Origin of the sequence: Wenzhouxiangella marina (assembly GCF_001187785.1) — a bacterium.
Taxonomy (GTDB): Bacteria; Pseudomonadota; Gammaproteobacteria; order Xanthomonadales; family Wenzhouxiangellaceae; genus Wenzhouxiangella; species Wenzhouxiangella marina.
Map to the genome: position 1 here is coordinate 771,451 of NZ_CP012154.1, position 24,710 is coordinate 796,160.

Annotated in this window: 24 protein-coding genes and 1 tRNA gene; 19 read left to right on the top strand and 6 right to left on the bottom strand. The window is 65.1% G+C overall.

Annotated features, from left to right (window positions below):
* The first annotated feature begins 108 nt into the window (after positions 1-108).
* From WM2015_RS15520 to phnE (WM2015_RS03335), 8 genes are read left to right on the top strand one after another with little or no spacing between them, the layout of a single operon-like run.
* Positions 109-483 carry a putative signal transducing protein gene (locus tag WM2015_RS15520; RefSeq protein ID WP_169751082.1) on the top strand — a complete coding sequence of 125 codons (375 nt, stop codon included), beginning with the start codon at positions 109-111 and terminating at the stop codon, positions 481-483.
* A complete protein-coding gene (locus WM2015_RS03305) occupies positions 476-1,228 on the top strand; it encodes a lysophospholipid acyltransferase family protein (protein ID WP_049724706.1) in 753 nt (250 codons plus the stop codon). The genes WM2015_RS15520 and WM2015_RS03305 overlap by 8 nt, the downstream gene beginning before the upstream one ends.
* Entirely contained in the window at positions 1,218-2,228 is a 1,011-nt protein-coding gene (locus WM2015_RS03310) for a YheT family hydrolase (protein WP_049724707.1), read from the top strand. The genes WM2015_RS03305 and WM2015_RS03310 overlap by 11 nt, the downstream gene beginning before the upstream one ends.
* Complete coding sequence (locus tag WM2015_RS03315; protein WP_049724708.1) at positions 2,207-4,252, top strand: tetratricopeptide repeat protein; 2,046 nt, start codon at positions 2,207-2,209, stop codon at positions 4,250-4,252. The genes WM2015_RS03310 and WM2015_RS03315 overlap by 22 nt, the downstream gene beginning before the upstream one ends.
* A gap of 43 nt (positions 4,253-4,295) precedes the next feature.
* A complete protein-coding gene (locus WM2015_RS03320; RefSeq protein ID WP_169751083.1) occupies positions 4,296-5,288 on the top strand; it encodes a phosphate/phosphite/phosphonate ABC transporter substrate-binding protein in 993 nt (330 codons plus the stop codon).
* Positions 5,289-5,299: 11 nt separating this feature from the next.
* Complete coding sequence (gene phnC, locus WM2015_RS03325; RefSeq protein ID WP_049724710.1) at positions 5,300-6,097, top strand: phosphonate ABC transporter ATP-binding protein; 798 nt, start codon at positions 5,300-5,302, stop codon at positions 6,095-6,097.
* Complete coding sequence (gene phnE, locus WM2015_RS03330) at positions 6,094-6,891, top strand: phosphonate ABC transporter, permease protein PhnE (RefSeq protein WP_049724711.1); 798 nt, start codon at positions 6,094-6,096, stop codon at positions 6,889-6,891. The genes phnC and phnE (WM2015_RS03330) overlap by 4 nt, the downstream gene beginning before the upstream one ends.
* On the top strand, positions 6,888-7,676 hold the full coding sequence (gene phnE, locus WM2015_RS03335) for a phosphonate ABC transporter, permease protein PhnE (protein ID WP_049724712.1): 789 nt from the start codon (positions 6,888-6,890) through the stop codon (positions 7,674-7,676). Before phnE (WM2015_RS03330) ends, phnE (WM2015_RS03335) begins: the two co-directional genes overlap by 4 nt.
* Before the next feature lie 23 nt (positions 7,677-7,699).
* Here the strand turns inward: phnE (WM2015_RS03335) and coq7 are convergent, their stop codons facing one another.
* On the bottom strand, positions 7,700-8,338 hold the full coding sequence (gene coq7 / locus WM2015_RS03340; RefSeq protein ID WP_049724713.1) for a 2-polyprenyl-3-methyl-6-methoxy-1,4-benzoquinone monooxygenase: 639 nt from the start codon (positions 8,336-8,338) through the stop codon (positions 7,700-7,702).
* 130 nt (positions 8,339-8,468) lie between these two features.
* Here coq7 and WM2015_RS03345 point away from each other — a divergent pair, with 130 nt between their 5' ends.
* The 7 genes from WM2015_RS03345 (at position 8,469) to WM2015_RS03380 (ending at position 13,809) form a co-directional block, all read left to right on the top strand.
* Complete coding sequence (locus tag WM2015_RS03345) at positions 8,469-9,176, top strand: DUF481 domain-containing protein (RefSeq protein WP_049724714.1); 708 nt, start codon at positions 8,469-8,471, stop codon at positions 9,174-9,176.
* 2 nt (positions 9,177-9,178) lie between these two features.
* Complete coding sequence (locus tag WM2015_RS03350; RefSeq protein ID WP_049726959.1) at positions 9,179-9,520, top strand: (2Fe-2S) ferredoxin domain-containing protein; 342 nt, start codon at positions 9,179-9,181, stop codon at positions 9,518-9,520.
* A gap of 86 nt (positions 9,521-9,606) precedes the next feature.
* Entirely contained in the window at positions 9,607-10,035 is a 429-nt protein-coding gene (gene rplM, locus WM2015_RS03355; RefSeq protein WP_049724715.1) for a 50S ribosomal protein L13, read from the top strand.
* A 24-nt stretch (positions 10,036-10,059) separates the two neighbouring features.
* Positions 10,060-10,452 carry a 30S ribosomal protein S9 gene (gene rpsI, locus WM2015_RS03360; RefSeq protein WP_049724716.1) on the top strand — a complete coding sequence of 131 codons (393 nt, stop codon included), beginning with the start codon at positions 10,060-10,062 and terminating at the stop codon, positions 10,450-10,452.
* Between the two features lie 23 nt (positions 10,453-10,475).
* A tRNA-Gln gene (locus tag WM2015_RS03365) sits at positions 10,476-10,549 on the top strand.
* A 754-nt stretch (positions 10,550-11,303) separates the two neighbouring features.
* The gene (locus tag WM2015_RS03375) at positions 11,304-12,224 is read left to right on the top strand and encodes a hypothetical protein (RefSeq protein ID WP_049724718.1); all 921 of its coding nucleotides are present in this window, start codon (positions 11,304-11,306) and stop codon (positions 12,222-12,224) included.
* Between the two features lie 25 nt (positions 12,225-12,249).
* The gene (locus WM2015_RS03380) at positions 12,250-13,809 is read left to right on the top strand and encodes a choice-of-anchor D domain-containing protein (protein WP_082169397.1); all 1,560 of its coding nucleotides are present in this window, start codon (positions 12,250-12,252) and stop codon (positions 13,807-13,809) included.
* A gap of 110 nt (positions 13,810-13,919) precedes the next feature.
* Here WM2015_RS03380 and WM2015_RS03385 read toward each other — a convergent pair whose 3' ends face one another.
* The gene (locus WM2015_RS03385) at positions 13,920-14,399 is read right to left on the bottom strand and encodes a hypothetical protein (protein ID WP_156200794.1); all 480 of its coding nucleotides are present in this window, start codon (positions 14,397-14,399) and stop codon (positions 13,920-13,922) included.
* A gap of 47 nt (positions 14,400-14,446) precedes the next feature.
* Here WM2015_RS03385 and WM2015_RS03390 point away from each other — a divergent pair, with 47 nt between their 5' ends.
* The 3 genes from WM2015_RS03390 to WM2015_RS03400 all read left to right on the top strand — a co-directional run bounded on the left by WM2015_RS03390 (position 14,447) and on the right by WM2015_RS03400 (position 18,064).
* Positions 14,447-15,628 (top strand): sensor histidine kinase, encoded by a 1,182-nt coding sequence (locus WM2015_RS03390; RefSeq protein WP_049724720.1) that lies wholly within the window; start codon positions 14,447-14,449, stop codon positions 15,626-15,628.
* Positions 15,625-16,266, top strand: coding sequence for a response regulator (locus WM2015_RS03395; RefSeq protein WP_049724721.1), 642 nt, complete (start codon positions 15,625-15,627; stop codon positions 16,264-16,266). The genes WM2015_RS03390 and WM2015_RS03395 overlap by 4 nt, the downstream gene beginning before the upstream one ends.
* Before the next feature lie 64 nt (positions 16,267-16,330).
* Positions 16,331-18,064, top strand: a complete 1,734-nt coding sequence (locus WM2015_RS03400; protein ID WP_049724722.1) for a M28 family metallopeptidase — start codon at positions 16,331-16,333, stop codon at positions 18,062-18,064.
* 104 nt (positions 18,065-18,168) lie between these two features.
* Here WM2015_RS03400 and WM2015_RS03405 read toward each other — a convergent pair whose 3' ends face one another.
* The gene (locus WM2015_RS03405; RefSeq protein ID WP_245609803.1) at positions 18,169-18,477 is read right to left on the bottom strand and encodes a hypothetical protein; all 309 of its coding nucleotides are present in this window, start codon (positions 18,475-18,477) and stop codon (positions 18,169-18,171) included.
* The gene (locus WM2015_RS03410) at positions 18,470-19,399 is read right to left on the bottom strand and encodes a patatin-like phospholipase family protein (RefSeq protein ID WP_049724724.1); all 930 of its coding nucleotides are present in this window, start codon (positions 19,397-19,399) and stop codon (positions 18,470-18,472) included. Before WM2015_RS03410 ends, WM2015_RS03405 begins: the two co-directional genes overlap by 8 nt.
* Positions 19,400-19,478: 79 nt before the next feature.
* Between WM2015_RS03410 and WM2015_RS03415 the strand changes: the two genes are divergently transcribed.
* Positions 19,479-20,123, top strand: a complete 645-nt coding sequence (locus WM2015_RS03415; protein WP_049724725.1) for a sterol desaturase family protein — start codon at positions 19,479-19,481, stop codon at positions 20,121-20,123.
* Positions 20,124-20,180: 57 nt separating this feature from the next.
* Here the strand turns inward: WM2015_RS03415 and WM2015_RS03420 are convergent, their stop codons facing one another.
* Both WM2015_RS03420 and WM2015_RS03425 read right to left on the bottom strand, forming a co-directional pair.
* Positions 20,181-23,342, bottom strand: coding sequence for an efflux RND transporter permease subunit (locus WM2015_RS03420; RefSeq protein WP_049724726.1), 3,162 nt, complete (start codon positions 23,340-23,342; stop codon positions 20,181-20,183).
* Positions 23,339-24,598: an efflux RND transporter periplasmic adaptor subunit gene (locus WM2015_RS03425; RefSeq protein ID WP_049724727.1), complete on the bottom strand. Its 1,260-nt coding sequence runs from the start codon at positions 24,596-24,598 to the stop codon at positions 23,339-23,341. Before WM2015_RS03425 ends, WM2015_RS03420 begins: the two co-directional genes overlap by 4 nt.
* Positions 24,599-24,710: the final 112 nt, after the last annotated feature.

Consider the following 24,710-nt stretch of genomic DNA (forward strand, 5'->3'; position numbering starts at 1 on the left):
TGGAGGTGGGGACGATGCTGGCCGTTTACCAGCGCCGGCGGGCGGCCGGGGGCCGTATTTATGCTAATCTGCCCGGCTTTCCCAGCGACCGAGCATAAGCGAGCCAAGGTGAAAGGCTGGACACGATTGCACACCGCCGATCATCCGGTGGAGATCGGATTCGTCCGCGGGCTGCTCGAGTCCGAGGGCATCGAGACGCGGGTGCAGGGCATGGATCTGTGGACCGCGGCGGTGGAAATCTACTTCGCCGACGGCGCCCGGCCCTCGGTCTGGGTGCGGGATGCCATGCTCGAGCGCGCCCGCCGGGTGCTGGCCGAGGCCGATCGCCGCGGCCAGGGGGAAGACTGGACCTGTCCCGACTGTGGGGAGCGTCTGGAAGGCCAGTTCAAGGCCTGCTGGCGCTGTGCCAGAGACCGGAACGATGGTCATGACAATGATCACGACAATGGTCATGACGACGATGAGGGCAGCCTCCGTGCCTGACTGGATTCGACTGCTCTGGCGCCTCCCCCTGCTGGGCCTGCACGTGTTCATCGGCATTCCCATCGTGCTGATCAGCTTTCTGCCGGGCATCCGAAACCTGCCCCTGGCGAGCATGCGCCTGCATCAGTGGACGCACCAGCTGTGGTCGCGCTGGATGCTGAAGATCTTCGGCGTGGCCCTGGATCAGCGGGGCCAGCTGCCCGTGGGGCCCTGCCTGATCGTCGCCAACCACATCAGCTGGCTGGATATCGTCGTCCTGCACGCGCTCTGGCCCATGTGGCTGGTGGCCAAGGCCGAGATTCGCGGCTGGCCGCTGGTCGGCAAGCTGGCGGATCTCGCCGGTACCCTGTTCATCCAGCGCGGCAGCGAGGCCTCCCGGCGGCGCATCGGTCGGCGCATGGCGGCCCTGCTCAAGCGCGGCGAGCGGGTCGGCATCTTCCCGGAAGGCGGTATCCGTCCGGAGCCTGGCGTGGGCCGTTTCCATGCGCGCCTGTTCGCACCGGCGCTCAGGGCCGATGTGCCGGTCGTGCCCGTGGCAATCCGGTATGATCGCGGCGGCGATCTGCACGAGGTCATGGTCTTCGGTCCGGGAGAGAATTTCTTCGGCAACCTGTTCCGCCTGCTCCGCCAGGCGCCGAGCACGGTGCAACTGACCGTGGGGTCGCCCCTGAAGGGTCAGCTAGGGAATCGCAGCCAGCTGGCCCGGCAATGCAACGAGATCGTCAAGGGTTTCTATGACGCCTGAATCCAACCCGACGCGCCTGCGTCCCTATCAGCCGCGCGGCCTGCTGGGGAATCCGCACGTGCAGTCGCTGCTGACGTCGGGGCCGATCCGGCGCCTGCGCGTCCAGCGGCAGGCGGCGGACTACCTGGCACGCAGCCAGCGGGAGGTTCTCGAGGCGGCCGATGGCACCAAGCTGCTGGGTTTCCGGAACGAAGCGATCGGCGATCGGCGTAATGCCCTGGTGATCCTGCTGCACGGCTGGGAGGGCAGCAGCGAATCGAACTACCTGCTGGCCGCCGCCCGTTCCCTCGATCAAATGGGTTTCGATACCTTTCGCCTGAATTTCCGCGACCATGGACCGAGCCATCACCTCAACGTGGACCTGTTCCACTCCTGCCGTCTGCAGGAGGTGGTCGACGTCGTCGGACAGATCCGCCGGGCCTACACGGCCGGGCCGGTGTTCCTGGTCGGTTTTTCCCTGGGCGGTAATTTCTCCCTGCGCGTGGCCCGGGCGGCGCCCGACCATGGCTTCGACCTGGATCGCGTCATCGCCGTCTCGCCGGTCATACGCCCGCGGCACGTTCTGGATGCCCTGGAGGGTGGACTGGCGATCTATCACGTCTATTTCGTGCGCAAGTGGCGCAAATCCCTGCAGCTCAAGCAGTCGCTCTACCCGGAGCGCTATGCGCTCGACGAGTGGTTCCGTCTGCGCTCCCTGCGCGAGCAGACCGATTGGCTGGTCCGGAATCTGACCGAGTTTCCGGACCTCGACGCCTACCTGGAAGGGTATTCGGTCGCCGGCGACTACCTGGCCGGCCTGACCGTACCTACCCGAATCATCACTGCCGCCGATGACCCGATCATCCCGATCGGCGATTTCTCCGGACTGCCGCAGTCCGATGCCCTGAGTCTCGAAGTGCTCGAGCGGGGCGGCCACTGCGGATTCATCGAGAACTGGCGGCTGGACAGCTGGATTGAACATCGGATCATCGACGAACTATGCCCATTGACCCGCAACTGAACGACGAGCTCAAGCAGCTCCTCGGCAAGAAGAACTTTTCCGAAGCAGCCAGTCGCTGCCGCCGTGCTCTCGAATCCTCTCCGAAGGATCCGGACCTGCTGACCATGCTCGCCCTGAGCGAGCTGGAGCTCGGCGATCGAGCCTCGGCCCTGAGTCACCTCGAAACGGCCGTGGCCGCGGACGGGCAGCATTCGCCCAGCCGCTTCCAGCTCGGCCGCCTGCTGATCGGCGAGGATCGCGCGGATCAGGCGCGCGAGCACCTGACCCAGTGTCTGATCATCGACCCCAATCACGCAGGCGCGCGCACCCTGCTGGCCCGTCTGAAGGCCGCTCGCGGTCAGATCGAGGATGCGAGAACGGGTGCACGCACCGCGCTCCGGGCCGACCCCGACCACGTGCCGGCCCTGGTGCTGATGGCCGAGCTGGCGATGGAGGACGGGAACCTGGAGGAGGCCCGCAACCAGGCCTCTCGCGCCGCGCGCCTGGCGCCGGGCAATCCGGCCGCCCAGATGGTGCTTGCCAACGTGCTCGAGCGGCAGGGGCATCTCGATTTTGCCGCTCAGGCCCTGCAGAACGCGATCCAGGCCAGTCCGGACGCCGTGGCGCCGAAGCGGGCGCTGGCGGAGCTGCTTGGTCGCCATGGCCAGGATCAGCAGGCGCTGGACATTCTCGAGTCGCTGATCGATGCGCACCCGTCCCGCTCCGACCTGCGCCTGATGCTGGCGCGAAGCCTGCGTCGCCTGCGGCGGATCGAGCCGGCGCTGGCCGAATACCAGTGGCTGATCGACGATGGACAGTCCGGGCCGGCGCTGGTGGTCGAGGCCGCCGAGTGCATGGCGCAGGCCGGGCGCGCGCTGGAGGCCCGGACCCTGATCACGCGCGAGTCCCTGGGGGATCGGGCGGATGCCCGTTTCCTGCTGGCTCGCCTGGATCTGGCCGATGGGAACGAGGATCATGCGCGCCGCGTGCTGTTGGAACTGGCCGACGGTGACGATGCGCGGATCGCCCGCCACGCTCGCTTCCTGCTGGCGGATTTGCTGGCCGAACAGGGCCGAGCCGACGAGGCCATCAAGCGCCTGCTTCAGGGTGAGGACGCGGATGCCGAAGCGCTTTGGAAGGCCGCGGGTCTGGCCAGCCAGGTCGGTGATCGGGCTCAGGAAAAGGCCTGTCTGGAGCGTCTGTTGGCCAGTGCCGGCGTGCCCGAGGCGCTGCGCCGCCGGGCGGCCTCGCGCCTGGCCGATCTGCTCGATCGTGCCGGTGACTATTCGGCCGCGGCTGAGCACCTCGAGCAGGCCGCGTGGCGGTCGGCCATCGAGCTGGCCGAGGACGCCGAAGAGATCGTGGAACTTGCCTTGTCTGCGGCAGAAGGAAGCCTGCCGAAAGTGCCGGTCGATGATGGTCGCCGAGCGCCATTGATCGTGCTCGGTTGGCCCGGCAGCGGACGCGAGGCGGTGATCGATGCCCTGGCGGCCTCGTCTGCCGTGGACGCCCTGGCGCTGCAGGACTGGCCGGCACGTCGTCAGATTCTTCTCGATGCGCTGGACAAGCTGGATCAGGGCGCACCGGACGAAGCGGCCCAGCGCCTGGTTCGGCGGCGCTACGCGCGCCGCGCCGGTGACCGGGGTGATGTGGCCTCCGTCACGCTGGAGTCCGGCGTGCTGTTCGCGCCGGAGTTGATTGCCGCGCTGCGCGCGTTTCCGGAGGCAAGGCTGGTGCGGGTCCAGGCCGACGCCGATGACCTGGAGATCTACTGGAAGCTGTCCGGCTTCGCCGATACGGAACGCATGAAGGCGGCCTACGAGCAGGACCGGGCGCAGATCGACCGCCTCCTCGAGGCCTGGGATCGCCCGGTGCTCGAGTTGTCCATGGCCGACTGGTGCGCGCCGCAGCTTCCGGCGATCGAGCAACTGATGTGCGGGCTCGAACTCGAAGCCGACGCGTCGCAGCTCGATGCTGCACAGCGCGCCGTCGAAACCGCCGGCCTGCGCCCGGCCGGCCATGCGGCTCGCTATGCCGGTGCCTGACCGTCATCCCGGAGTCACCCGGCGGCGGCGAGATTGCGGTAGCATGCGGGTTTTGCCCGACCGCGCGACCGTGTTTCGAGCCCTGCTGATCACTCTGCTGTCTCTGACCTTTCTGACCGCCTGCTGTCCGGGCGAGCAGGTCGACGAGCGTGGCTGGCCGAAGGAGCTGGTGCTGGGTCTGGTGCCGGCGCTGGAAGCCGAGGCCCTGGTCGACAACCTGGATCCGTTGACCGAGCATCTCGAGGCCGAGCTCGGGATTCCCGTTCGCTCCTTCGTGCCGCAGGACTACACGGGCCTGGTCGAGGCCCTGGGTTCCGGGCGGGCCGACATCGGCATGTTGCCGCCCTTCGCGGCCATGCTGGGCGCGCGCCGCTACGACATCGAAACCATCCTCATCTCCGTGCGCAAGGGCGCGACGGGCTACCGGTCCCAGTGGTTCACCAATGACCCGTCCGTCTGCGAGGGCGAGGTCGAGATCGTCGAGCGCCGCTGCGAGACGCGTGTCCCGGGGCGCACCGCCGAGATCCGCCGCTTTGCCCAGTGTCAGGCCGATCTGTCCATCGTCAACGGCGAGAGCATCGCCTTCGTCGATCCCAATTCCACCTCGGGCTTCCTGTTTCCGGCCGTGCAGCTGATGGACATGGACATCAACCCCGAGCGGGACGTCAACAGCCTGTTCGTCGGCGGTCATGACGCCGCGGTACTGGCGGTCTACGCTGGAGACACGCGCTTCGGTGTGAGCTACGACGATGCCCGCAACATGGTCTGCGGGCAGTACCCGGACGTCGGCGAAAAGGTGATCGTGTTCAACTACGCGCCGATGCTGCCCAACGACGGTGTGCAACTGCGCCCCGGCCTGCCCGACGATCTGCGCCAGGCGATCATGGACGCCTTCATCGGCCTGGCCGAATCCCAGGCGCATCTGCCCGACGATCAGAAGACCCTCTGGGTGCTGTACGAGATCGACGGTTTCGTGCCCCTGACCCCCGGACTCTACGATCCGGTCCGTGAAGCCTACGAACTGATGCGCCGCTAGCGAGATTGCGAATGACTGAGACCCAAGGTTCGATCCGTTTTTCCAAGGCCAACATCGTTTATCCGAACGGTGTGGTCGGCATGAAGGACCTCGATCTCGAGATCAAGCCCGGCGAGTTCGTCGTGGTGGTCGGTTCCTCTGGCGCCGGCAAGTCGACGCTGCTTCGGGCCGTCAACGGCCTGAACAAGCTCACCTCCGGGCGGGTCGAGGTCAATGGCAGGCAAGTGCCCAGCCAGGATGGTCGGGAGCTGCGCGAGTTGCGCAAGCAGATCGGGATGATTTTCCAGGACTTTCGCCTGGTCAAGCGGCTGAGCGTGATGTCCAATGTCCTGATGGGGCGCCTGGGTCACGTGCCCGGCTGGCGGACCCTGCTGAACCTCTGGCCGGCCGCCGATCGCGAGATCGCCATGCGCGCCCTCGAACGCGTCGGGATTCCCGACAAGGCCTGGGTCAAGGCCTCGGACCTGTCCGGCGGGCAGCAGCAGCGCGTCGGCATCGCGCGCGCCCTGGCGCAGGAGCCGGCCATCATTCTGGCCGATGAGCCCGTCGCCTCACTGGACCCGGTCACCACCCATCAGGTCATGCAGGACCTGGTCCGGATCAATCGCGAACTGGGCATCACGACCCTGGTCAATCTGCACTTTCTCGACCTGGCCCGCGAATACGGGCAGCGGATCATCGGTCTGCGCTTCGGCGAGCTGGTCTACGATGGCTCGGCCGACACCGTGACCGATCGTGATTTCGAAGAGATCTACGGGCGCGAAGTCCGTGAGGACGACGTCCTCGACGAGGGTCAGGCCAGCGCATGAGCGAGCCGCAACTCCATCGGGTTCCGGACCGCCCGCCGCGCAACTGGCCACTGTGGCTGGGCGTGATCGGCTTTCTCGTCGCCATGACGGTCTGGTCGGCGCACGGCATCGGCTTCTCCCTGTTCGAGCTGGTCTGCAACATCACCCGTGGCAGCCGCCTGCTGCAGGAAAGCTGGCCGCCGGACTTCGGCTTCATTCCGCGGCTCTACGAGCCGTTCATGGAAACGCTCTACATCGCCATCATCGGGACCGTCGTCGGCGGCATCCTGTCGATTCCGGTGGCCATCCTGGCGGCCCGTAACCTGACCTGGGGGCCGCTGGTCTGGTTCGCCGACCGCAATTTCATGAACATCCTGCGCACCCTGCCGGACCTGTTCTGGGCCATGCTGTTCGCCACGGCCGTCGGCTTCGGTCCCGTCGCCGGTGCCCTGGCGCTGTCGGTCTTCACCATCGCGGTCATCTCCAAGCTCTGGTCCGAATCCCTGGAGGCCATCGACATGGGCTTGCCCGAGGCGATCCGCTCGGTCGGTGGCACCTGGCGGGAGATGATCCAGTTCGGTGCCCTGCCACAGGGGCTGCCGCATTACGTCTCCTACGCGCTGTATGCCTTCGAGCTCAACGTGCGTGCCTCCATGGTCCTCGGCCTCGTCGGTGCCGGCGGGATCGGCATGATCCTGGAGACCCAGCGCGCCAACTTCGAGTACGAGCGCGTGACGATGATCATCCTGGCGGTGCTGATCGCCGTGCTGATCATCGAAGAAATCTCCGAGGCCATCCGGAAGCGTCTGACATGAATACACGTGCCCTGACTCCTCCGGACCGTCGCATCGGCTGGGCGACCTGGACGACCTTCATCATCGCGGTGCTGTTCTTCTGGGCGCTGTGGGCGATCGAGTTCTCGCCGGGCGCCATGCTGGAAGTCCCTGCGCAGGTGGCGCGGGTGCTGAGCTTCTTCTATCCGGCCGACATGGCCTATGGATGGAGCGCCGTGCTGCCCGCGATCGTCGAATCGATCCAGATCGCCTGGATCGGCACGATCATCGCGGCGATCCTGTCACTGCCGCTGGCCCTGTTCGGTGCACGCACCCTGTTCCCGCGCATGGCCCGGGTGGTCAAGCTGATCTCGGCGACCGCACGTGCCTTCCCCGAAATCCTGCTGGCCATCTATTTCGTGCCCATCGTCGGGCTGGGAGCCTTTGCCGGCGCCCTGGCCATCGGCATCTCCTCGGTCGGCATGCTGACCAAGCTGGGTGCCGAGGTCGTGGAATCGATCGATTTCGGTCCGGTGGAGGCAGTGGAGGCCTGCGGAGGTTCGCGCATCCTGGCCCTGCGCTATGCGGTGCTGCCCCAGGTTCTGCCCGAGATCGTCGCCCACTGGCTGTTCCGCTTCGAGCTCAACATTCGAGCGTCCGCGGTGCTCGGCGTGGTCGGGGCCGGGGGTGTCGGTGGGGTACTGCTGAATACGCTGCGCTACCGCCACTTCGAGAAGGCCGCCGCCGTGCTCCTGCTGACCATCGTGGTCGTGCTCGCGATCGACATGATCTCCGGCGCCATCCGCCGCCGCATCATCCGCGGCTGATCGGAGAGGGCGCGCAGCCGCCCTCAGACCCGATAGGTAATCAGTTTCATCAGGCCAGCCGTGGCCGCCATCAGTCCCTGCACCGGGCCGGGTAGGGTGCGGGCACCGTGCTCGACGGCCATGTCGGCGTGGCGAGCTTCGTCTTCCTTCATCCGCGCCACGATGGCGCGAGAGCGCTGATCGGGCGCGGGCAGGGTGTCCAGGTGGTCATCGAGGTGGGATTCCACCTGCCGCTCCGTGGCTTCGACGAAGCCGAGGCTCCAGCGATCCCCGGCCAGGCCGGCCACGGCGCCGATCGTGAAAGAGCCGGCGTACCACAGGGGGTTCAGATAGCTCGGGCGGTCGCCGAGTTCATCCAGGCGCTCGGCGCACCAGGCCAGGTGGTCTTCCTCCTCGCGGGCCGCGTCGGCCATCTCCCGCCGTACCCGGTCCGAGCGGGCCGTGGCGGCCTGACCAGCGTACAGGGCCTGGGCGCAGACTTCACCCGTGTGGTTGATGCGCATCAGTCCGCCGGCGTGGCGGCGTTCGGTCTCGTCCATTTCCGCATCCGCAATGTCCGCGGCCGGCGAGGGCTGGGTGTCGTGGGGCGGCGGGCCGAGTGCGACCCGAAGGGCCTGATCGGCATGGCCGATCCAGCGGTCGAGGAGAGAGGCTTGGCGCATGAGTGAATCGCGATCGTGGGCCGAAGCTCCAATTGTAGCGAGTCGTGATCGCCGCGTGATCACGCCGACATGGCGGCGGTCGAGGCTGCGGCTATAATCGCCGGCTGAATTTCCCGTGAGTTGATTTCCGATGTTTCGAATTCGTGTTCTGACCGCAGTCGCGCTGCTGGCTGCCTCCCTGCCGGCGATCGCCGATCTGACGGGCAAAGGCGAACTCGGGTTGTTGTTCTCCCGAGGCAACAGCGAGACCGAGACCTTCAATACCCGGCTCGAGTTGACTTACGAGAAGGAGGCCTGGACCAACGAGTTCGGCACCAGCTTCGTCTACGGTCGCGACTCGGGCGAAACCAACTCGAACCGTTTCGTGGTCGGCAACCGCACCCAGTACAACTTCAGCGAGCGCAGCTACGTCGTGGGCGCGCTGCGTTACGATCGGGATCGCTTTTCCAGCTATGACTACCAGGGCACGGCATCCCTCGGCATCGGTCGCCAGCTCGTCGACAACGAGCGCCACCGCCTGAAAGTGGAGTTCGGCCCGGGCTTTCGGGTCTACGAGCTGCGGGACACCGGTGATCGCGAAAGCGAGGCGATCCTGCGGGGCTTTGCCGACTATGGCTGGACGATCTCCGAATCGACCGAGCTGACCAACAAGCTGCTGGTCGAAGCGGGGCAGGACAACACCTTCGCCGAGAACGTGCTGGGTCTGAGCGTCGCGATCAATTCACACCTGGCCCTGCAGGCCGGCCTGTCCGTGCGCCATAATACGGACGTCGAGCCGGGGCGCGACAAGACCGACACGCTCACGACCATGAACCTGGTCTACAACTTCGGCGAGTGACCGTGGCCTACTACCGCCAGCACTACTTCTTCTGCACCAATCAGCGCGCCGAGGGGGCCGAGCGTCCCTCCTGCGCGCAGTGCGATTCCGGTCGTCTGCGGGCCTATTTCAAGGCTCGCGTCAAGGAACTGGGCCTGCATCTGGGCCCGGAGCGAGTGCGCATCAACAGCGCCGGCTGCCTGGACCGATGCGAGGAGGGGCCGTGCCTGGTGGTCTACCCGGAAGGGGTCTGGTATACCTACGTCGATGAGGCGGATCTGGACGAAATTCTCGAGTCCCACCTGATCCGGGGCGAGGTGGTCGAGCGTCTCCGGTTGCCGGATGGGGTGGAAGAGAGTACTTGATTCGCCCCGGGGCGTTGCTTCCGCCAGAATCTTCCTGTAGAATTCCCGCTCTTTCGCGCAGCACCTTCAAAGCGAGTTTGATTCAAATGAAAACCTACAGCGCCCGCCCGCAGGACATCCGACGTCAGTGGCACCTGATCGATGCCGACGGCAAGACCCTGGGTCGCCTGGCGACCGAAATCGCCCGACGTCTGCGAGGCAAGCACAAGCCGGAGTACACCCCGCACATGGATACGGGGGATTACATCGTGGTCATCAATGCCGAGAAGATTCAGGCGACCGGTCGCAAGATGAGCGACAAGATGTACCACCATCACACCGGCTACATCGGCAACCTGAAGTCGATCAGCCTGGAAAAGCTGCTGGCTCGCAAGCCGGAGCGCGTCATCCAGCTGGCCGTCAAGGGCATGATGCCGAAGGGTCCGCTGGGTCGTCAGATGCAGCGCAAGCTCAAGGTCTACGCCGGCAGCGAACATCCGCACGCCGCTCAGCAGCCGCAGGCGCTGGAACTGTAAGTCATCAAGGACTCATTTAATACCATGGCAACTGAACAATATTACGGAACCGGCCGCCGCAAGACCTCGACCGCACGCGTCTTCCTGCGTCGCGGCAACGGCCAGATCACCGTCAACCGCAAGCCCCTGGACGAGTTCTTCGGCCGCAAGACCGCCCAGATGATCGTTCGCCAGCCCCTCGAGCTGGTCGAACTGATGGACAAGTTCGACGTCAACGTCACCGTCAAGGGCGGCGGCACCACCGGCCAGGCCGGTGCCATTCGCCTGGGCCTGGCTCGCGCGCTGATGGAATACGACGCAGAGCTGCGTTCACCGCTGCGCCGCGCCGGTTTCGTCACTCGTGACGCCCGTGCCGTCGAGCGTAAGAAAGTCGGTCTGCACAAGGCCCGCAAGGCCACCCAGTACTCCAAGCGTTAATCGGAGCACTGCCAACGGTCCAATGGGGGATCGTCTAGTGGTAGGACTACGGACTCTGACTCCGTCAGCGGGGGTTCGAATCCCTCTCCCCCAGCCAAGCATGAAGAAGCCCGCCTCGCGCGGGCTTTTTCATGCTTGGGTGGGGGAGTTTGCGGATGAGAACCCAGGTTCGAACCGAGCGTAGCGAGGACGATGCGCAGGCCGCAACGCGGCCGAAGCAACCCGAAGCGGAGCGCAGGGCAAGCCGCGAAGCGGCGCAGTCAATCCCGAGCTACCAGACCACTACCTTGGCTGATCGAAGCCTCGTGCGGGCTTTTTCATGCTTGGCTGGGGGAGTTTGCGGATGAGAATCCAGGTTCGAACCGAGCGAAGTGAGGACGATGCGCAGGCCGCAAAGCGGCCGAAGCAACCCGGAGCGGAGCGCAGGGCAAGCCGCGCAGCGGCGCAGTCAATCCAGAGGTACCGGCTCGCTCCAGTCGCTGATCGAAGCCTCGCGCGGCCGATCGTCCGGCCAATCTTCACGGCTTCCGCGAAGGGGTCCTGGCCGTTCCAGAAAAAAAGGCGCAAAAAAAATGGCCTCGTTCCCGTCTCGTTTGCGTATTTCTACAGTGAGCACGCAAAAACCTCCATTTCATGCGGCTTTTCGCCGAAATGGGGCGCGGTGGCTAGGAAGGTGATCCGGTTGCGGGTGTAGGTCGATTGGGCTACACTCCGACCAACTGAGGCATGTCCTCAGCGCTTTTCGTTGCTTCGAGGGAGCGATCGAAAAGTGCCGGTGAGCCCGATGAGACTCACCCAAGGCGTGAAGAACATTGATGACTTCGCGGAATTCTTAACAAGAGGTGTTACCGATGAAACACGAAAACCGTCATGGCACGAGCCGCCCTGCTCAGGCCGTAAAGACCCTGCTGGCGGGCGTTGCCATGTCTGCTCTGCTCGGTCTGTCCATCAACGCTCAGGCGCAGACCTGTACCGTTGGCAACTGGGACGCTGCAACCGGCGTGTCCGATGCCGATACCGGTACCCAGGACACCGGCGCAACCAGCAACCGTCGTTTCGGCGGCCCCTGCGGTCTTCGCGTTCCCGTGGCTGGTGCCCCGGCCTTCGTGACCGACAACAGCCCGACCGCTGAAGGCACCTACATCGCCCGCTTCTACGGCTTCTTCGATAGCGCCGGCGCCAGCCCGGTCGTGGTCTTCGCTGCCGCTGACGGCACAGACACGGACCAGGTCCAGGTCTGGTACAACGTTCCGACCGCCAACGATCTGACCATGCGCGTGTTCCGCGCCGGTGGTTCTGACGACCTCACCTTTGCCGACGTCGGCACGGGCTGGCACTCGGTCGAACTGGTCTGGGAAGCTGCTGCAGCCGCAGACGTCCGCTTCTCCGTCAATGGCGCGGCCGACCTGACCGTGACCGCCGACACCAGCGGCATCACCCTGGCTTCGGCTCACCTGGGTAACGTAGACGGCGCCGGTGGCGGCACCTCGATGGACTTCGATGCCTTCGATTCGCGTCGCATCTCGCGTCCGGGTCGTCTTTGCCCGGGTCTGACCGACGAAGCTCGCGCCGTGCTGCCGGGTGACACCGGAGTTCGCCTGGCCGTGACCGATGCGCTGGCCATCTTCAATGAATTCGCCACCAACGGCAACAGCCCGGCTGCCGGCATGCCGGACTTCGACGAGAACGGTTCCGTGAACCCGACCGACGTGATCGGCGTGTTCAACGCCTTCGCGACCAACCAGAACGAATGTGGCGTAAACATTCTGTAATCAAGCAATCTATTTGGAGCTGATAATGAAAACCCTTAAGAACGCATTGTTTTGTGCAGCGGGCGCGATGCTCTTCGCCTCCACTGCGCAGGCTCAAACGTGGGTCTTCGACGACGTGATTGCGGCCGAAGGTTCCGCCACCGTCGATGTGCCCTGGACCTTCACCGCTGGTGGCGGCGCTCAGGCCAACTCCGTGGATGTGAGCTTCGGCGGCATCCTGACTGGTGTTGATCTGACCGACTGTCTGCTGGTCGAAAATTCCGATCTGGCCGCCTGTAACGACATCGGTGGCGGCGTGGTCCGTATCGCCTTCACCGGCCTGGGCAACCCGGTTGGTGATGCGAACGGTATCCTGCGCTTCACCCTGGACGGTGCCGCCGTCGACGGTGATTCCGCTCCGGTCGACGCTGAGCCGGCTCCGGGTGGTTCCGATGTGCCGCCGATCATCACCGACGGTTCCGTGACCGTCCAGGGCGTCACCGCGATCCTGAACGTCACCCCGGCCACCATCAACTTCGGTAACCAGCAGACGGGGACCACTTCAGGCCCCCAGACGGTAACGGTGTCGAATGACGGCACCGACGGTATCGATCTGACCCTGTCCGCGATCAACTTCACCGGCGACTTCTCGCAGTCCGGTGGTTCCTGCACCCCGACCTCGGTTCTGGCCGACGGCGCGTCCTGCACCATCGACGTCGTGTTCAGCCCGACCGTCGACGGCGCCGCTGCCGGCTCCGTGGTGGTCGTAAGCGATGCTGCCACCGTGACCAACGACACCGTCACCCTGGATGGCCAGGGCGTTCCGGGCCCGCAGTCGACCCTGACCGTGACGCCGGATCCGATGGCCTTCGGTGTGGTTGATCTGGGTGCCATGCCGGCCACCGACACCTTCATCGCCGAAAACACCGGTGCTGGCGGTTCCTCGCTGACCATCTCGGCTGTGGCTCTGGCTACGGGCGCTGAGTTCACCATCACCTCCGATGGTTGCACCGGCACCACCCTGAACGCTGGCGACACCTGCTCGGTCGGTATCCAGTTCAACTCGGCGGTCAACGGTGTGTTCGCCGATACGGCCACCTTCACCTCCGACGCCAACAACAACCCGACGCCGGCCATCGCCATCACTGGTGAGGCTGACTCGACGGCTGTGCTGGCCGTGAACCCGCCGTTCGGTCCGGTCAACCTGGGCTTCGGTCCGGCTGGCAGCACCGTCAGTGCCAATGGTTCGCTGAGCAACAGCGGCTCCGCTGACGGCGCCTTCTCCTGCTCGCTGGGTGGGCCTGACGCCGCCGTGTTCTCGACCAACCCGGCTCCGCTGGCTGGCACGGTCACCGCGGGTGGTTCGGTTCCGTTCTCGATCTCCTGCAACATCCCGACCTCTGGCCTGGATGGAGACACCTACAGCGCGACCCTGACCTGCACCAGCGCAGACGACGCGAACTTCAACGGTACGCACGATCTGAGCTGTGGCGTGGCGAACGCTCCGGCCCTGCCGGTCCCGACCATGCAGCCGTGGGCTCTGGTCCTGTTCGGCATGCTGATGCTGATGGTCGGTGGTCTGAGCATCCGGTTCTTCCGGGGCTGAGTCCTGACCGATTGATGTCCGGGGCTTCCCGGACATCATGAACAAGAAAAACCGCCGAGGTTACCTCGGCGGTTTTTTTTTGCCGGGGAGACGCGCCGGGCGGGCTTTTTTCAGTGCAGGAGTTTCAGCAAGCCTCGCGCTTCCAGCCACTGCCTTGCGTCTTCGGCATCCTGTTCGAACCAGGCGCGGGCCGATCCCAGTCGAAAACTGTAGCCCCAGGCATCCATGTCTCGATAACAGCGCTCCCGGTCATATCCGGGCAGCCGGTCGGCGAGGAGGAGCTGCAGATAGCAGACCGCGTTTTCCTCATCGTAGTCACCGCCTGCGTCGGTGTGGAGCGTTTGCTGACGTTCCTTGTCCATGCATAGGTAGTGACAGGCCTCGTGCAGCATGGAGTGGATGGGTGTGTCCGGGCGAGCGAAAAGCGTGTTGCCGATCAGCCCTGCTTCCGAGTCACCCCAGAAGCTGCCCGGGATTTCAGCTCCTGGTTCGACGGCTTCGTAGCGCATACCCACGCGCTCGAGAAAGCGGCGGATTTCGGATTCAGCGAATTCGGCGATCGTCGCCACGGACTCGGCCTGATCGGTCATAGTGGGTCCATTGTCCTGTCGAGGGCGAAACCACTTATGATAGGCGCATGAGTTCAGGACGATCGCAATCCCTGCACCGTTTTCTCGAGTGGCAGCCGGTGGACTGGCTTCGCTATTTCGGGCTGTTGGTCTGGGTGCTGGCTGCGATTCCCCTGGTGCTCTTTCCCTGGCTGACTTCCGAGCCCCCGTCGCAGCAGGACATTCTTGGCTGGTGGTCCGGTGCGATTCTTTTTCTGCTCGCCCTTCTTCATCCCACGGTTCGCCTGCAGTGGCGAGCGGCCTTGTGGCGGCGGATCATGGTGCTGGGCGTGCTGTCGGTCTCTGCCTTTGCGGTGAGCTACTTCACGCGCTCGGCCATCGGTAGCCTGCTGGCGATGGTGGTGGCGGCATTTCTACCCTGGATGCTGCCGGTGGTGCTCAGTGTCGGGTGGATGATCGTTCTGGCCATGGCCTTCGGGCTCTGGGCCTTGTGGACGCCCGAAGGCAGCTGGTTGCTCGCGCTGGTTTTCTTTCTTATGAACTTCGGGCTGACGCTGTTTCCCTTCATCGCTTCCCTGCTGGCCTTGAAGCAGGTGCAGGCAAAAGGCGAACTCCGACGGCTGAATTCCGAGCTTCTGGCGACCCAGAATCTGCTGGCCGAGAACACGCGAATTGCCGAGCGGGTCCGCATTTCCCGCGAACTGCACGATCTGGTGGGGCATCATCTCACGGCGCTGTCGCTCAATCTCGAAGTGGCGAGCCACCTCAGTTCCGGCAAGGCCAAGGAACATGTCGAGCAGGCGACTTCGCTGGCGAGGTTGTTGCTGGCCGATGTTCGGGAAGTGGTCAGTGACATGCGAGAGGACGATCAGGTCGATCTGCGTGGCTCCCTCCAGATGCTGGCCCAGGGCGTGCCTGAACTGGAGATTCATCTCGATATTCCCGATTCGGTCTCACTGACGGACCCGCGACGGGCGCAGATCCTGTTGCGCGTCGCGCAGGAACTGATTACCAATGCCGTGCGTCATGCCTCTGCGAGTAATCTTTGGATTTCCCTGGAATCCGGCAGCAATGGGCTCAGCTTGAAAGCGCGGGATGATGGACGAGGGGTCTCCGAGCTGATGCCGGGGAATGGTTTGAACGGGATGCGGGAGCGATTGAAAGAGCTCGGTGGTCGCGTCGACATAGCAACCCGGCCCGGGGCCGGTTTTCAGGTGCGGGCGTGGATGCCCCTGGAGGGAAGTGCATGATCAAGGTCATGCTGGTGGATGATCAGACCCTGGTTCGACAGGGGGTGCGGTCCTTGCTGGCCCTGGCCGAAGACATCGAAGTGATCGGTGAGGCTTCGGACGGAGAAAGCGCAATCGAGAAGGTGCCGGAGCTGGCGCCGGACGTGTTGTTGCTGGACATGCGCATGCCCGGCAAGAACGGTCTGGAGGTCTTGATGGCACTGAAGGAGGCCGAGCAGTTGCCGCCGACCATCATCCTGACCACCTTCGACGATGACGAACTGGTCCTCGGCGGGATTCGTGCCGGTGCCCGAGGGTACCTGCTCAAGGACGTCGCCCTGGAGGAGTTGCTCGAAGCCGTGCGCTCCGTGGCAGCCGGGAAGACCATCGTCAAGCCCGCCGTGACCCAGCGTCTCCTGAAAGGGCTGGGGAAGGTGCGAAATGAATTCAGCAGTCTGGATCAGCCCGACCCCCTGACCGAGCGAGAGACGGAGATCCTGAGGCTGATGGCCGGTGGCTATTCCAACAAGGAAATCGCCAATGCACTGAACGTGGCGGAGGGGACGGTCAAGAACCACGTCTCCAACGTCCTGTCGAAAATGGGCGTGCGGGATCGAACCCGCGCCGTGCTGAAGGCCTTCGAGAACGGTGTGATCTGAGCCCGACGCTGGGACACGCGGCCTGCGCTACAATCAGCGGCTGTGTCACTCGTGCAGGATCACCATGAAAAAGCTCAACGCCGCCGCCATCGCGGCATTTTCCCTGACGCTGGCTGCCTGCCAGGGCTCAGACCCTGAAGCCGCCTCCAGCGCGTCCACCGAAGTCGAGCCCACGCCTGCCCCTGAAGTGGTCGAGGTGGTGGAGACCGTCGCATCGGCGCTGCCGCCGATCCCCGGCGATGGCATCGATGTCGATCGCTACGCGGAGCATCTGCGGATCCTGGCCTCGGACGAATTCGAAGGCCGCGCCCCCGGGACTCGTGGTGAACGTCTGACTCTGGACTACCTGGTCGGCCAGTTTCTCGAGCTCGGCCTGGCCCCGGGCAACGGTGACAGCTATCTGCAGCCCGTGCCGATGGTGGAATTGACGAATGTCGAGCGCTCGGATCTGACGGTCCAGCAAGGCGATGAAAGCTTCACCCTGAACTATCCCGAGCAGATGATCATCGGCTCCCGTCGTCTGGGCACGGACCCGCACGGCGTGTCCGATTCCGGGCTGGTCTTCGTCGGCTATGGCGTGGTTGCCCCGGAGTACGGTTGGAACGACTACGAAGGCCTGGATGTCGAGGGCAAGACCGTGGTCATCCTGGTCAACGATCCCGGCTTCGAGACGGGCAACGAAGACCTTTTCAATGGCCGGGCCATGACCTACTACGGTCGCTGGACCTACAAGTACGAAGAGGCCGCTCGTCAGGGGGCCTCTGCCGCACTGATCGTGCACGAGACCGAGCCGGCCTCCTACCCCTGGGAAGTCGTGATCAATTCCTGGTCGGGCGCGCAGTTCGAGCTGGGTGAACCCAGTGGCGAGCCGATCATGCCGCTGGAGGGCTGGATCACCGTCGACACCGCGCGTGAGCTCTTCGAGCGTGCGGGCCTGGACTTCGAGGCCGAGAAGGCCCGTGCCCAGACGGCGGAGTTCGACCCGGTCAGCCTGGGCATGAGCGTCAGTGGCAGCGTCCGCAACAGCATTCGCCGGGGCGAGTCCTACAACGTCGTGGCCAGCATCCCGGGCACCGAACGCCCGGACGAGGCCATCGTCTACGTCGCGCACTGGGATCATCTGGGTCGCAACATGGCCCTGCCGGGGACGACGGGCATCTACAACGGCGCGGTCGACAACGCCTCCGGCACCGCGGCGATGCTCGAACTGGCTCGCCTCTATCAGGAAGCCGGCGCGCCGAAGCGCACCGTGACCTTCCTCGTGGTCACGCTGGAGGAGTACGGTCTGCTGGGTTCTCGCTACTACGTCAACAACCCGGTGATTCCGACGGACCATACGGTCGCCGCGATCAACATGGATGCGATGAGCCTGATCGGCCCGACGAACGATGTGGTCGTGGTCGGCTACGGTTCCTCCGAACTCGAGGACATTCTCCTGCCGGCGGTCGAGGCGCAGGGCCGCGTGATGGTGCAGGAGCCGACCCCCGAAGCCGGTTTCTACTACCGCTCCGATCACTTCAATTTCGCCCGCGTGGGCGTGCCGGCCCTGTACGCCAAGGGTGGCGTCGACCATCGCGAGCTCGGCACGGAATACGGCATGGCCCAGCAGCGCGAGTACCGCGACGTGGCCTACCACAAGCCCGCCGACGTCTTCAACCCGGACTGGGATCTGCGTGGCGTCGCCGAAGATCTGGAGCTGCTCTACATGGTCGGCCGTGAGCTGGCCGATGGCGAGCAGTGGCCGAACTGGCGTGAAGGCAATGAGTTCAGAGCCATTCGGGACGCGGACCGTCCCTGAGCTAAACCGGAGACATTGGTCGGGCCGGTGACGCCGGCTCGACCGCTCTGCTTCCAGCCCGCCGGGGACGGGCTGGCGGCCCGGGATGAAGGACTCGGCTGGGCTCAGGCCCGCCCGACGTCGTTGTCCATTGGCGAGTGCAGGTATTCGCTTTCCTCGGCCGATTCCATCACCTGACGCACGAGTTCTTCCAGGCGTTCGCGCGAACTCATCATGTCGTCTTCGTCCGGGAAGTCCTGGGGCTGATGGGCGTACAGCCAGTAATGCACCGCGCCGGCGATCAGTCCGTCAGCCAGCGCCCAGGGATCGGCGTCCGGGTTCTCGGCAGCCAGGCGGTTGCCGAGATCGACGACGGCATCGGCCGCCTGGTCGAAGAGTGCGCTGTTCTGATCGTCGTCTTCCATTTCAAACATGCTCGATTCCCTGGTCCGGCGCGGGCTGCGCGAACACGTCGCGTGCCAGTCTGGAGCCGCACTCGATGATCTCGTTGGCCCGGTGGAATTCATGAATCATGGCGATGTTCTTCGGCACCTGAACCACCAGATCCGGTTGGAAAATGGCCAGATGCTGCCTCGAGATCACCGATTCCATCGTATCCAGCGATCGTAGCATGACCGCGAACAGGCCCGGCTGATCCGGTTTGGGTGGCCGGTCCGAGCCGAGGCCGTCGACGAAGTCCCGGAACTTGTCCATCAGGCCGTTGCGATCTTCCTCGTTCCCGTTCCCTTTTCCGTTCTTCTTCTTGCCGTTCTCGTCATAGGCCGGGTCCGGCGGGCCGTTGACGTCGACCACCACCGTCAGATCGGTCATGTGCCGCAGCGTCGGGGCGACGGGGATAGGGTTCAGAATGCCGCCGTCGACCAGGATGCGATCGCGGTAGCGATGCGGGGTGAACACGCCCGGGATCGCGATGGAGGCGCGAATGGCGTCGAACAGGGGGCCGCGATCCAGCCAGACTTCGCGCCCCTGGTCGAGGTCCACGGCCACGGCCGTGAAATCGATCTCCAGGTCCTCGATATCGGTTTCGCCGGCCAGCTCGGACAGCTTGTTGATGATCTTGCGACCCTTGATCAGTCCACCGCCGGAGAAGGTCCAGTCCACCAGGGACAGCACATCGGACTGCTCCAGGCCACAGACCCAGTCCCGATAGGCGGGGAGTTTGCCCGCGGCATAGATCCCGCCCACCAGGGCGCCCATGGAGCTGCCGGCCAGGGCCTCGATCTTCGCGCCGGCACGTTCCAGCTCTTCGATCGCACCGATGTGCGCGAGGCCGCGTGCACCGCCGGAGCCGAGCACCAGCGAGACGGTCTTGCCCTGAAGTGAATGCCTGCCCATGGGTTCGAATTCTACGTCAATGCCTCGCTCGACTCATCCGACTTGCGCAGCTTGAGCGGCTTTGGCACCCTTGATCGGGATGGACGCCACCGAACGCTACCGACAGACCTTCCGTCAGGCCGAGATTCCGTCCTGGTATTCCGGCCAGGCGCATTTCGCCTTCATTCTGCTGTTTTCCATCGGCGGCTCGGTCTGGGCGATCAGCCAGCTGAGCGTGCTCCAGCCCCTGGAGTGGCTGACCATTCCCTTGACCTTCCTGTACGCCAATCTGGTCGAATACGCGGGGCACCGATGGGTCATGCACCGCAAGGTTCCAGGCCTGGGCCTGATCTACAAGCGCCATAGCGGCCAGCATCATCGCTTCTTCACCGATCAGGTGATGGAGCTGGAGAGCTGGCGTGACTGCAAGGTCGTGCTGTTTCCGGCCGTACTGATGGTGTTCTTCTTCGGCGCCTTCGCCCTGCCGGTGGGTCTGGTGCTGGCCTGGGGCTTCTCGGCCAACGTCGCCTGGCTGTTCGTGCTCGTGGCCCTGCTTTACTACCTCAACTACGAGTTGCTGCATCTGGCCTATCACCTGCCCGAAGATTCCCGGCTATTGGCGCTGCCTCTGCTTCGCCGGCTTCGTCAGCTGCACCATCGTCATCACGATCCTTCGCTGATGGCCCACCACAATTTCAACATCACCTATCCGATCGGCGACTGGCTGTTTCGCACGCGGGTCTGATTCCGGGCGATCCATCCCGTGCCCGGCGGCTCGATCGAGCCACCGGGTCCGACCTCGTCAGCTTGCCTCGGCCTCGTCGACGAAGCGGCGGCTCGGGTCGAAGCCGAAGGCGCGCATGATCCCCGCGACGACATCATCCAGGATCAGGTAGAGAATCGGGATCAGGCCCAGGGTGATGACCGTCGCGAACAGGATGCCGAAGGCCAGCGAGGTCGCCATCGGAACCACCAGCTGAGCCTGGGCGCTCGATTCCAGGAACACGATCGGTGCCAGGCCGAGGAAGGTCGTCATCGAGGTCAGGATGATGGCGCGGAAGCGAGAACGCGTCGCCTGGATGGCCGCCTCGATGCGCGATTGGCCGGCGCGACGGTGCCGGTTGACGAAATCGACCAGGATCAGGCTGTCGTTGACCACCACCCCGGCCAGGGCAATGATGCCGAACAGGCTGAGCAGGCTGACCGGAATGCCCATGATCCAGTGGCCGAGGATCGCGCCGACGATGCCGAAGGGAATGACCGACATGATCAGCAGCGGCTGCAGGTAGGACTTCAGGGGGATGGCCAGCAGGGCGTAGATCAGGAAGAAGGCGAAGATGGCGCCGACGACGAGGTCGCGGGTGACTTCCTGCTGGCTGCGCGTCGCGCCGCCCAGTCGATAGCGAACGTCGGGGTAGCCGCTGAGGATCTCCGGCAGCACCTGCTGGCGAAGTTCCGCCGCGATGCGACCCGGCTCGCCGATCTCCTTGTCGACGCGGCCGGTCACGCTGATCGAGCGCTCTCGGTCGAAGCGGCGGATGCTCGAGGGGCTGCTGCCGATCTCGACATCGGCCACGGCGCTGAAGGGAATCTCGTCGCCGGCCGGCGTGCGGATGCGCATCGCCTCCAGATAGCCTTCCGATTCGCGCTGCGCGCGTGGGTAGCGCACCATCACGCGCACATCGTCCTGGCCGCGCTGGATGCGCTGCACTTCCTCGCCGAAGAAGGCCTGGCGGACCTGGCGGGCCAGGTCCTGCTGGCTCAGGCCAAGCACCTCGGCTTCGGGACGGATATGCAGCTGCAGCTCACGCAGGCCGCCCTCGAAGGAATTGCGTACGTCGAAGGTGCCGTTGTACTCGAGCATCCGCGCCTCGAGCTCGGCCGCCGCGGCCTGGAGCTGCTCGAGATTGCGGCCGACCAGCTGGAAACTCAGGTCCGGGCCATCGCCGCCGGGGCCACCGGCGCCGCCGATCTGCAGGGCGCGCACGCCCGGGATCTGCCCGACCGCATCACGCCAGCGGCGCTCGAAGTCGCGATTGGGAATGCGGTTTTCCTCGTCGCGGTTGAGCTCGACGATCATGCTGCCGCTGGTGTCGCCGGACCAGGCAAAGACCGTCCGGATCACCGGCTCGTCGAAGCCGTTTTCCTGCTGCACCTGGGCGTCGATCTCGTGCAGCACTTCGGCCAGGTGGTCCATGTTGGCGTGCGTCACTTCGCTGGGCGTGCCCTCGTTCATCTCCAGGTTGACGCGCAGGAAGTCGCTGGCGAAATCGGGGAAGAAGACCACGCGCAGGAAGCCGCCGATGACCAGGCCGAGGGACAGGATGAAGATCGCGATGAAGCCCGCCAGGGCGACGTAGCGATTCTTCAGCAGCACTTTCAGCGAGGGCAGGTAGATCGTGTCGACCAGGTGGAACAGGCTCTCGGAGAACTTGCGCTGGAAGCGGATGAAGCCGTTGGTCGTGTCCTGGGCATGCGGCTTGAGCCGCATATGCGCCAGATGCGCCGGCAGGATCAGCTTGGATTCGACCAGGGAGAACAGCAGGCAGAGCACGACCACCCAGCCGATCGGCGCGAAGAACTGGCCCTGCACGCCCGAGACCATCAGGATCGGCGAGAAGGCCGCGATGGTGGTGAGCACGCCAAAGGTGGCGGGCACGGCCACCTTGTGGACACCATTGACGACATTGTCGGCCGAATGTCCATGCTCGCGGATTTCCGTATAGGCGGATTCGCCCATGACGATGGCGTCGTCGACCACGATCCCGAGCACGACCAGAAAGCCGAACAGGCTGATCATGTTGATGGTCACGCCCACCGCCGGCAGCATCCAGAGCGAGCCGAGGAAGGCGACCAGCAGGCCGACCATGACCCAGAAGGCCAGCTTCAGGCGCAGGAACAGGGTCAGGATCAGAAACACCAGCAGGGCGCCGGCCAGCAGGTTCTCGCCCATCATCTTCAGGCGCTCGCCCAGGTAGTAGGCCGTGTCCGCCCACCAGGCCACGCTGATGCCTTCGGGCAGGCTGGCCTGGCTGCGGTCGATGTAGTCGCGCACTTCCCGGGAGACGGCCAAGGCGTTCTGCTCGCCCAGACTCATGACCTGAATGGCGACCGAGGGCACGCCATTGTGGCGGGCGTAGAAATCGCTCTCGACGAAGCCGTCGCGGACCTCGGCGATGTCGCGAACCCGCACCCGACTGCCGTCGGGGTTGGTGCGCACGACGATGTCCTCGAAGTCCCGGCCCACGTAGGCCTGGCCCACGGAGCGCAGCAGTACGTCGCCGCCGGGCGACTCGATCCGCCCGCCGGGCAGGTCGAGGGAGGAGGCGCGGATCGACTGGGCTACATCGCCCAGGGTCAGGTCATAGGCGCGCAGGGTTTCCTCGCGCACTTCGATGCCGATCTCGTAGCCTCGGGCACCGACCAGATCGGCGCGGGTGACCGAGGGCAGGGCGGTGATGTCGTCCCGGATCTGGCGGGCTGCTTCCTTCAGGGTGCGTTCGTCCACGTCACCGAAGACCGAGACCCAGATCACCTGCTGGGTGAAGGTCGTGCGCTGGTAGGTCGGGCGCTCGGTCTCGGCCGGAAAGGTCGAGATCGAGTCGACGCGACCCTTGATCCGGTCGAGGACTTCGAGCACGTCGTAGGCCGAGTCCACCTCGACCCGGACCTGCCCCGAGCCTTCATTGGCCGTGGACACGATCTCGCGCAGGCCTTCCAGGTCCTGGATCGCCTCTTCGACCTTGATCAGGACGCCCTGCTCGACGTCCCGCGGCGTGCCGCCGCGATAGGGCACGGTGACCGTGACGTAATTGGTCTCGATCCTGGGCGTGACTTCCTTGGTGATTGTCCAGGCGGTGAACAGGCCGCCCAGGATCAGGCTGAACATCAACAGGTTGGCGGCGACCGGGTTGTGCGCGAACCAGGCGATGATGTTGCCGTACCAGTTGCGCTCCGGGTTCACGATTCATCCTCCTCGGGAGCGGCAGCGAGCTCGCCGGCGGGCAGGACCCGGAGCTCGGGTTCCACCGATTCAGCACTGTCGCGCATGCGGACGGCCAGCCCCGGAATCGGGGCCTGGATGGCGGTCATGATGACCGGGTCGCCGGGCTTGATCGAATTCTGCAGATAGACCCGATCCGGCGTGCTGCGAATCACTTCCACCGATCGGATCTCGAGCTTGCCCTCGGCGTCGATCAGGTACAGGCGATCGTCCTGACGCAGGGCCTGGCGCGGCAGCACGATCAGGCCGGTGGCGTCCCGGCCCTCGATCTCGGCCTCGACGAAGGTGCCGATCTGCAGCGGGACCTGGCGCCGGGTCGAACGCAGACCGTAGGGGTCACTGATTTCTACCACCGCATAGCTCAGGCGGGTGTTCTCGTCGACCACGCCTTCCGTGCGGATGATCCGGCCTTCCCATTCGCCGCGCTGGCCCGCCACTTCGCCGCGCAGGCGGACCGGCGGCTGCCAGTCGCCGCTGCGGCCGGGGCTGGGCAGGTCGAGGTAGGCCAGGTCCTGGTTCGAGAGCGGCAGGCGGACTTCGGCGGTGGCGACGGAGAAGGTCACGCCCAGGGCCGTGCCCGGCGCCACGTACTGACCGAGGTCGACGTCACGAGAACGCACCAGTCCGTCGTAGGGCAGTCGGATTTCCGTGCGCTCGAGGTTGCGTCGAGCGCGCATCACGCCGGCTTCGGCGGCCTGCACGGCGGCTTCGGCTTCGGCCACCTGGGGCAGGCGGAGCACCAGCTCGCTGGGCTGGCGCGACTCGCCGTTCATTCGAATCCAGTCGCGCCGGGCCTGCTCGGAACGGGCCGTCTCGTCGGCCAGACGGGCCATCGCCGAGGCGAGCTCGGCCTCGGCCTGCAGCAGGGCGGCTTCGTAATCGCTGGGGTCGATCCTGGCCAGCACGTCCCCGGCCTCGAAGAAGCCACCGGCCACGAAGCGGTCGCTGATCTCGACCAGTCGCCCGCCGACCTCGGCCGCCAGTCGTGTCTGGGTGACCGGGCGCACCGTGCCCTGAGCCTCGATGCGGAAGGGCCCGGCGGCTTCTTCGGCGGCGATCGCGTCGACCAGCATGGCGGCCTGGCTGACCGGCCGGGTCTCCGGCGCCGGTCGGCTCTTGGCCATCGAGCCCACGATGACGATCGCGCCGATGATGATGGCCAGACAGACCACCACCACGATCAGCGCATTCCCGGAATTCCTGTGTTTCGATGCCATGACTGTACGAGCCTGTTTCGGACTTTGCGGAGGATAGGCCCATGCTGGCATCGCGACGTGAGCGATACACGTGCCAGAAGCCATGTTCTGGCCGCTTCGGCGCTGGAATCTG

Excerpts from the sequence above, each read along its gene's own strand:
- phnE (WP_049724711.1), top strand. The coding sequence starts at position 6,094 with ATGAGCGAGCCGCAACTCCATCGGGTTCCGGACCGCCCGCCGCGCAAC.
- phnE (WP_049724712.1), top strand. The coding sequence starts at position 6,888 with ATGAATACACGTGCCCTGACTCCTCCGGACCGTCGCATCGGCTGGGCG.
- WM2015_RS03415 (WP_049724725.1), top strand. The coding sequence starts at position 19,479 with ATGGACGCCACCGAACGCTACCGACAGACCTTCCGTCAGGCCGAGATT.
- coq7 (WP_049724713.1), bottom strand. The coding sequence starts at position 8,338 with ATGCGCCAAGCCTCTCTCCTCGACCGCTGGATCGGCCATGCCGATCAG.
- WM2015_RS03405 (WP_245609803.1), bottom strand. The coding sequence starts at position 18,477 with ATGTTTGAAATGGAAGACGACGATCAGAACAGCGCACTCTTCGACCAG.
- phnC (WP_049724710.1), top strand. The coding sequence starts at position 5,300 with ATGACTGAGACCCAAGGTTCGATCCGTTTTTCCAAGGCCAACATCGTT.
- WM2015_RS03385 (WP_156200794.1), bottom strand. The coding sequence starts at position 14,399 with ATGACCGATCAGGCCGAGTCCGTGGCGACGATCGCCGAATTCGCTGAA.
- WM2015_RS03310 (WP_049724707.1), top strand. The coding sequence starts at position 1,218 with ATGACGCCTGAATCCAACCCGACGCGCCTGCGTCCCTATCAGCCGCGC.
- WM2015_RS03395 (WP_049724721.1), top strand. The coding sequence starts at position 15,625 with ATGATCAAGGTCATGCTGGTGGATGATCAGACCCTGGTTCGACAGGGG.
- WM2015_RS03380 (WP_082169397.1), top strand. The coding sequence starts at position 12,250 with ATGAAAACCCTTAAGAACGCATTGTTTTGTGCAGCGGGCGCGATGCTC.
- rplM (WP_049724715.1), top strand. The coding sequence starts at position 9,607 with ATGAAAACCTACAGCGCCCGCCCGCAGGACATCCGACGTCAGTGGCAC.
- WM2015_RS03390 (WP_049724720.1), top strand. The coding sequence starts at position 14,447 with ATGAGTTCAGGACGATCGCAATCCCTGCACCGTTTTCTCGAGTGGCAG.
- WM2015_RS03410 (WP_049724724.1), bottom strand. The coding sequence starts at position 19,399 with ATGGGCAGGCATTCACTTCAGGGCAAGACCGTCTCGCTGGTGCTCGGC.
- WM2015_RS03375 (WP_049724718.1), top strand. The coding sequence starts at position 11,304 with ATGAAACACGAAAACCGTCATGGCACGAGCCGCCCTGCTCAGGCCGTA.
- WM2015_RS03345 (WP_049724714.1), top strand. The coding sequence starts at position 8,469 with ATGTTTCGAATTCGTGTTCTGACCGCAGTCGCGCTGCTGGCTGCCTCC.
- rpsI (WP_049724716.1), top strand. The coding sequence starts at position 10,060 with ATGGCAACTGAACAATATTACGGAACCGGCCGCCGCAAGACCTCGACC.
- WM2015_RS03400 (WP_049724722.1), top strand. The coding sequence starts at position 16,331 with ATGAAAAAGCTCAACGCCGCCGCCATCGCGGCATTTTCCCTGACGCTG.
- WM2015_RS03320 (WP_169751083.1), top strand. The coding sequence starts at position 4,296 with ATGCGGGTTTTGCCCGACCGCGCGACCGTGTTTCGAGCCCTGCTGATC.
- WM2015_RS03315 (WP_049724708.1), top strand. The coding sequence starts at position 2,207 with ATGCCCATTGACCCGCAACTGAACGACGAGCTCAAGCAGCTCCTCGGC.
- WM2015_RS03425 (WP_049724727.1), bottom strand. The coding sequence starts at position 24,598 with ATGGCATCGAAACACAGGAATTCCGGGAATGCGCTGATCGTGGTGGTG.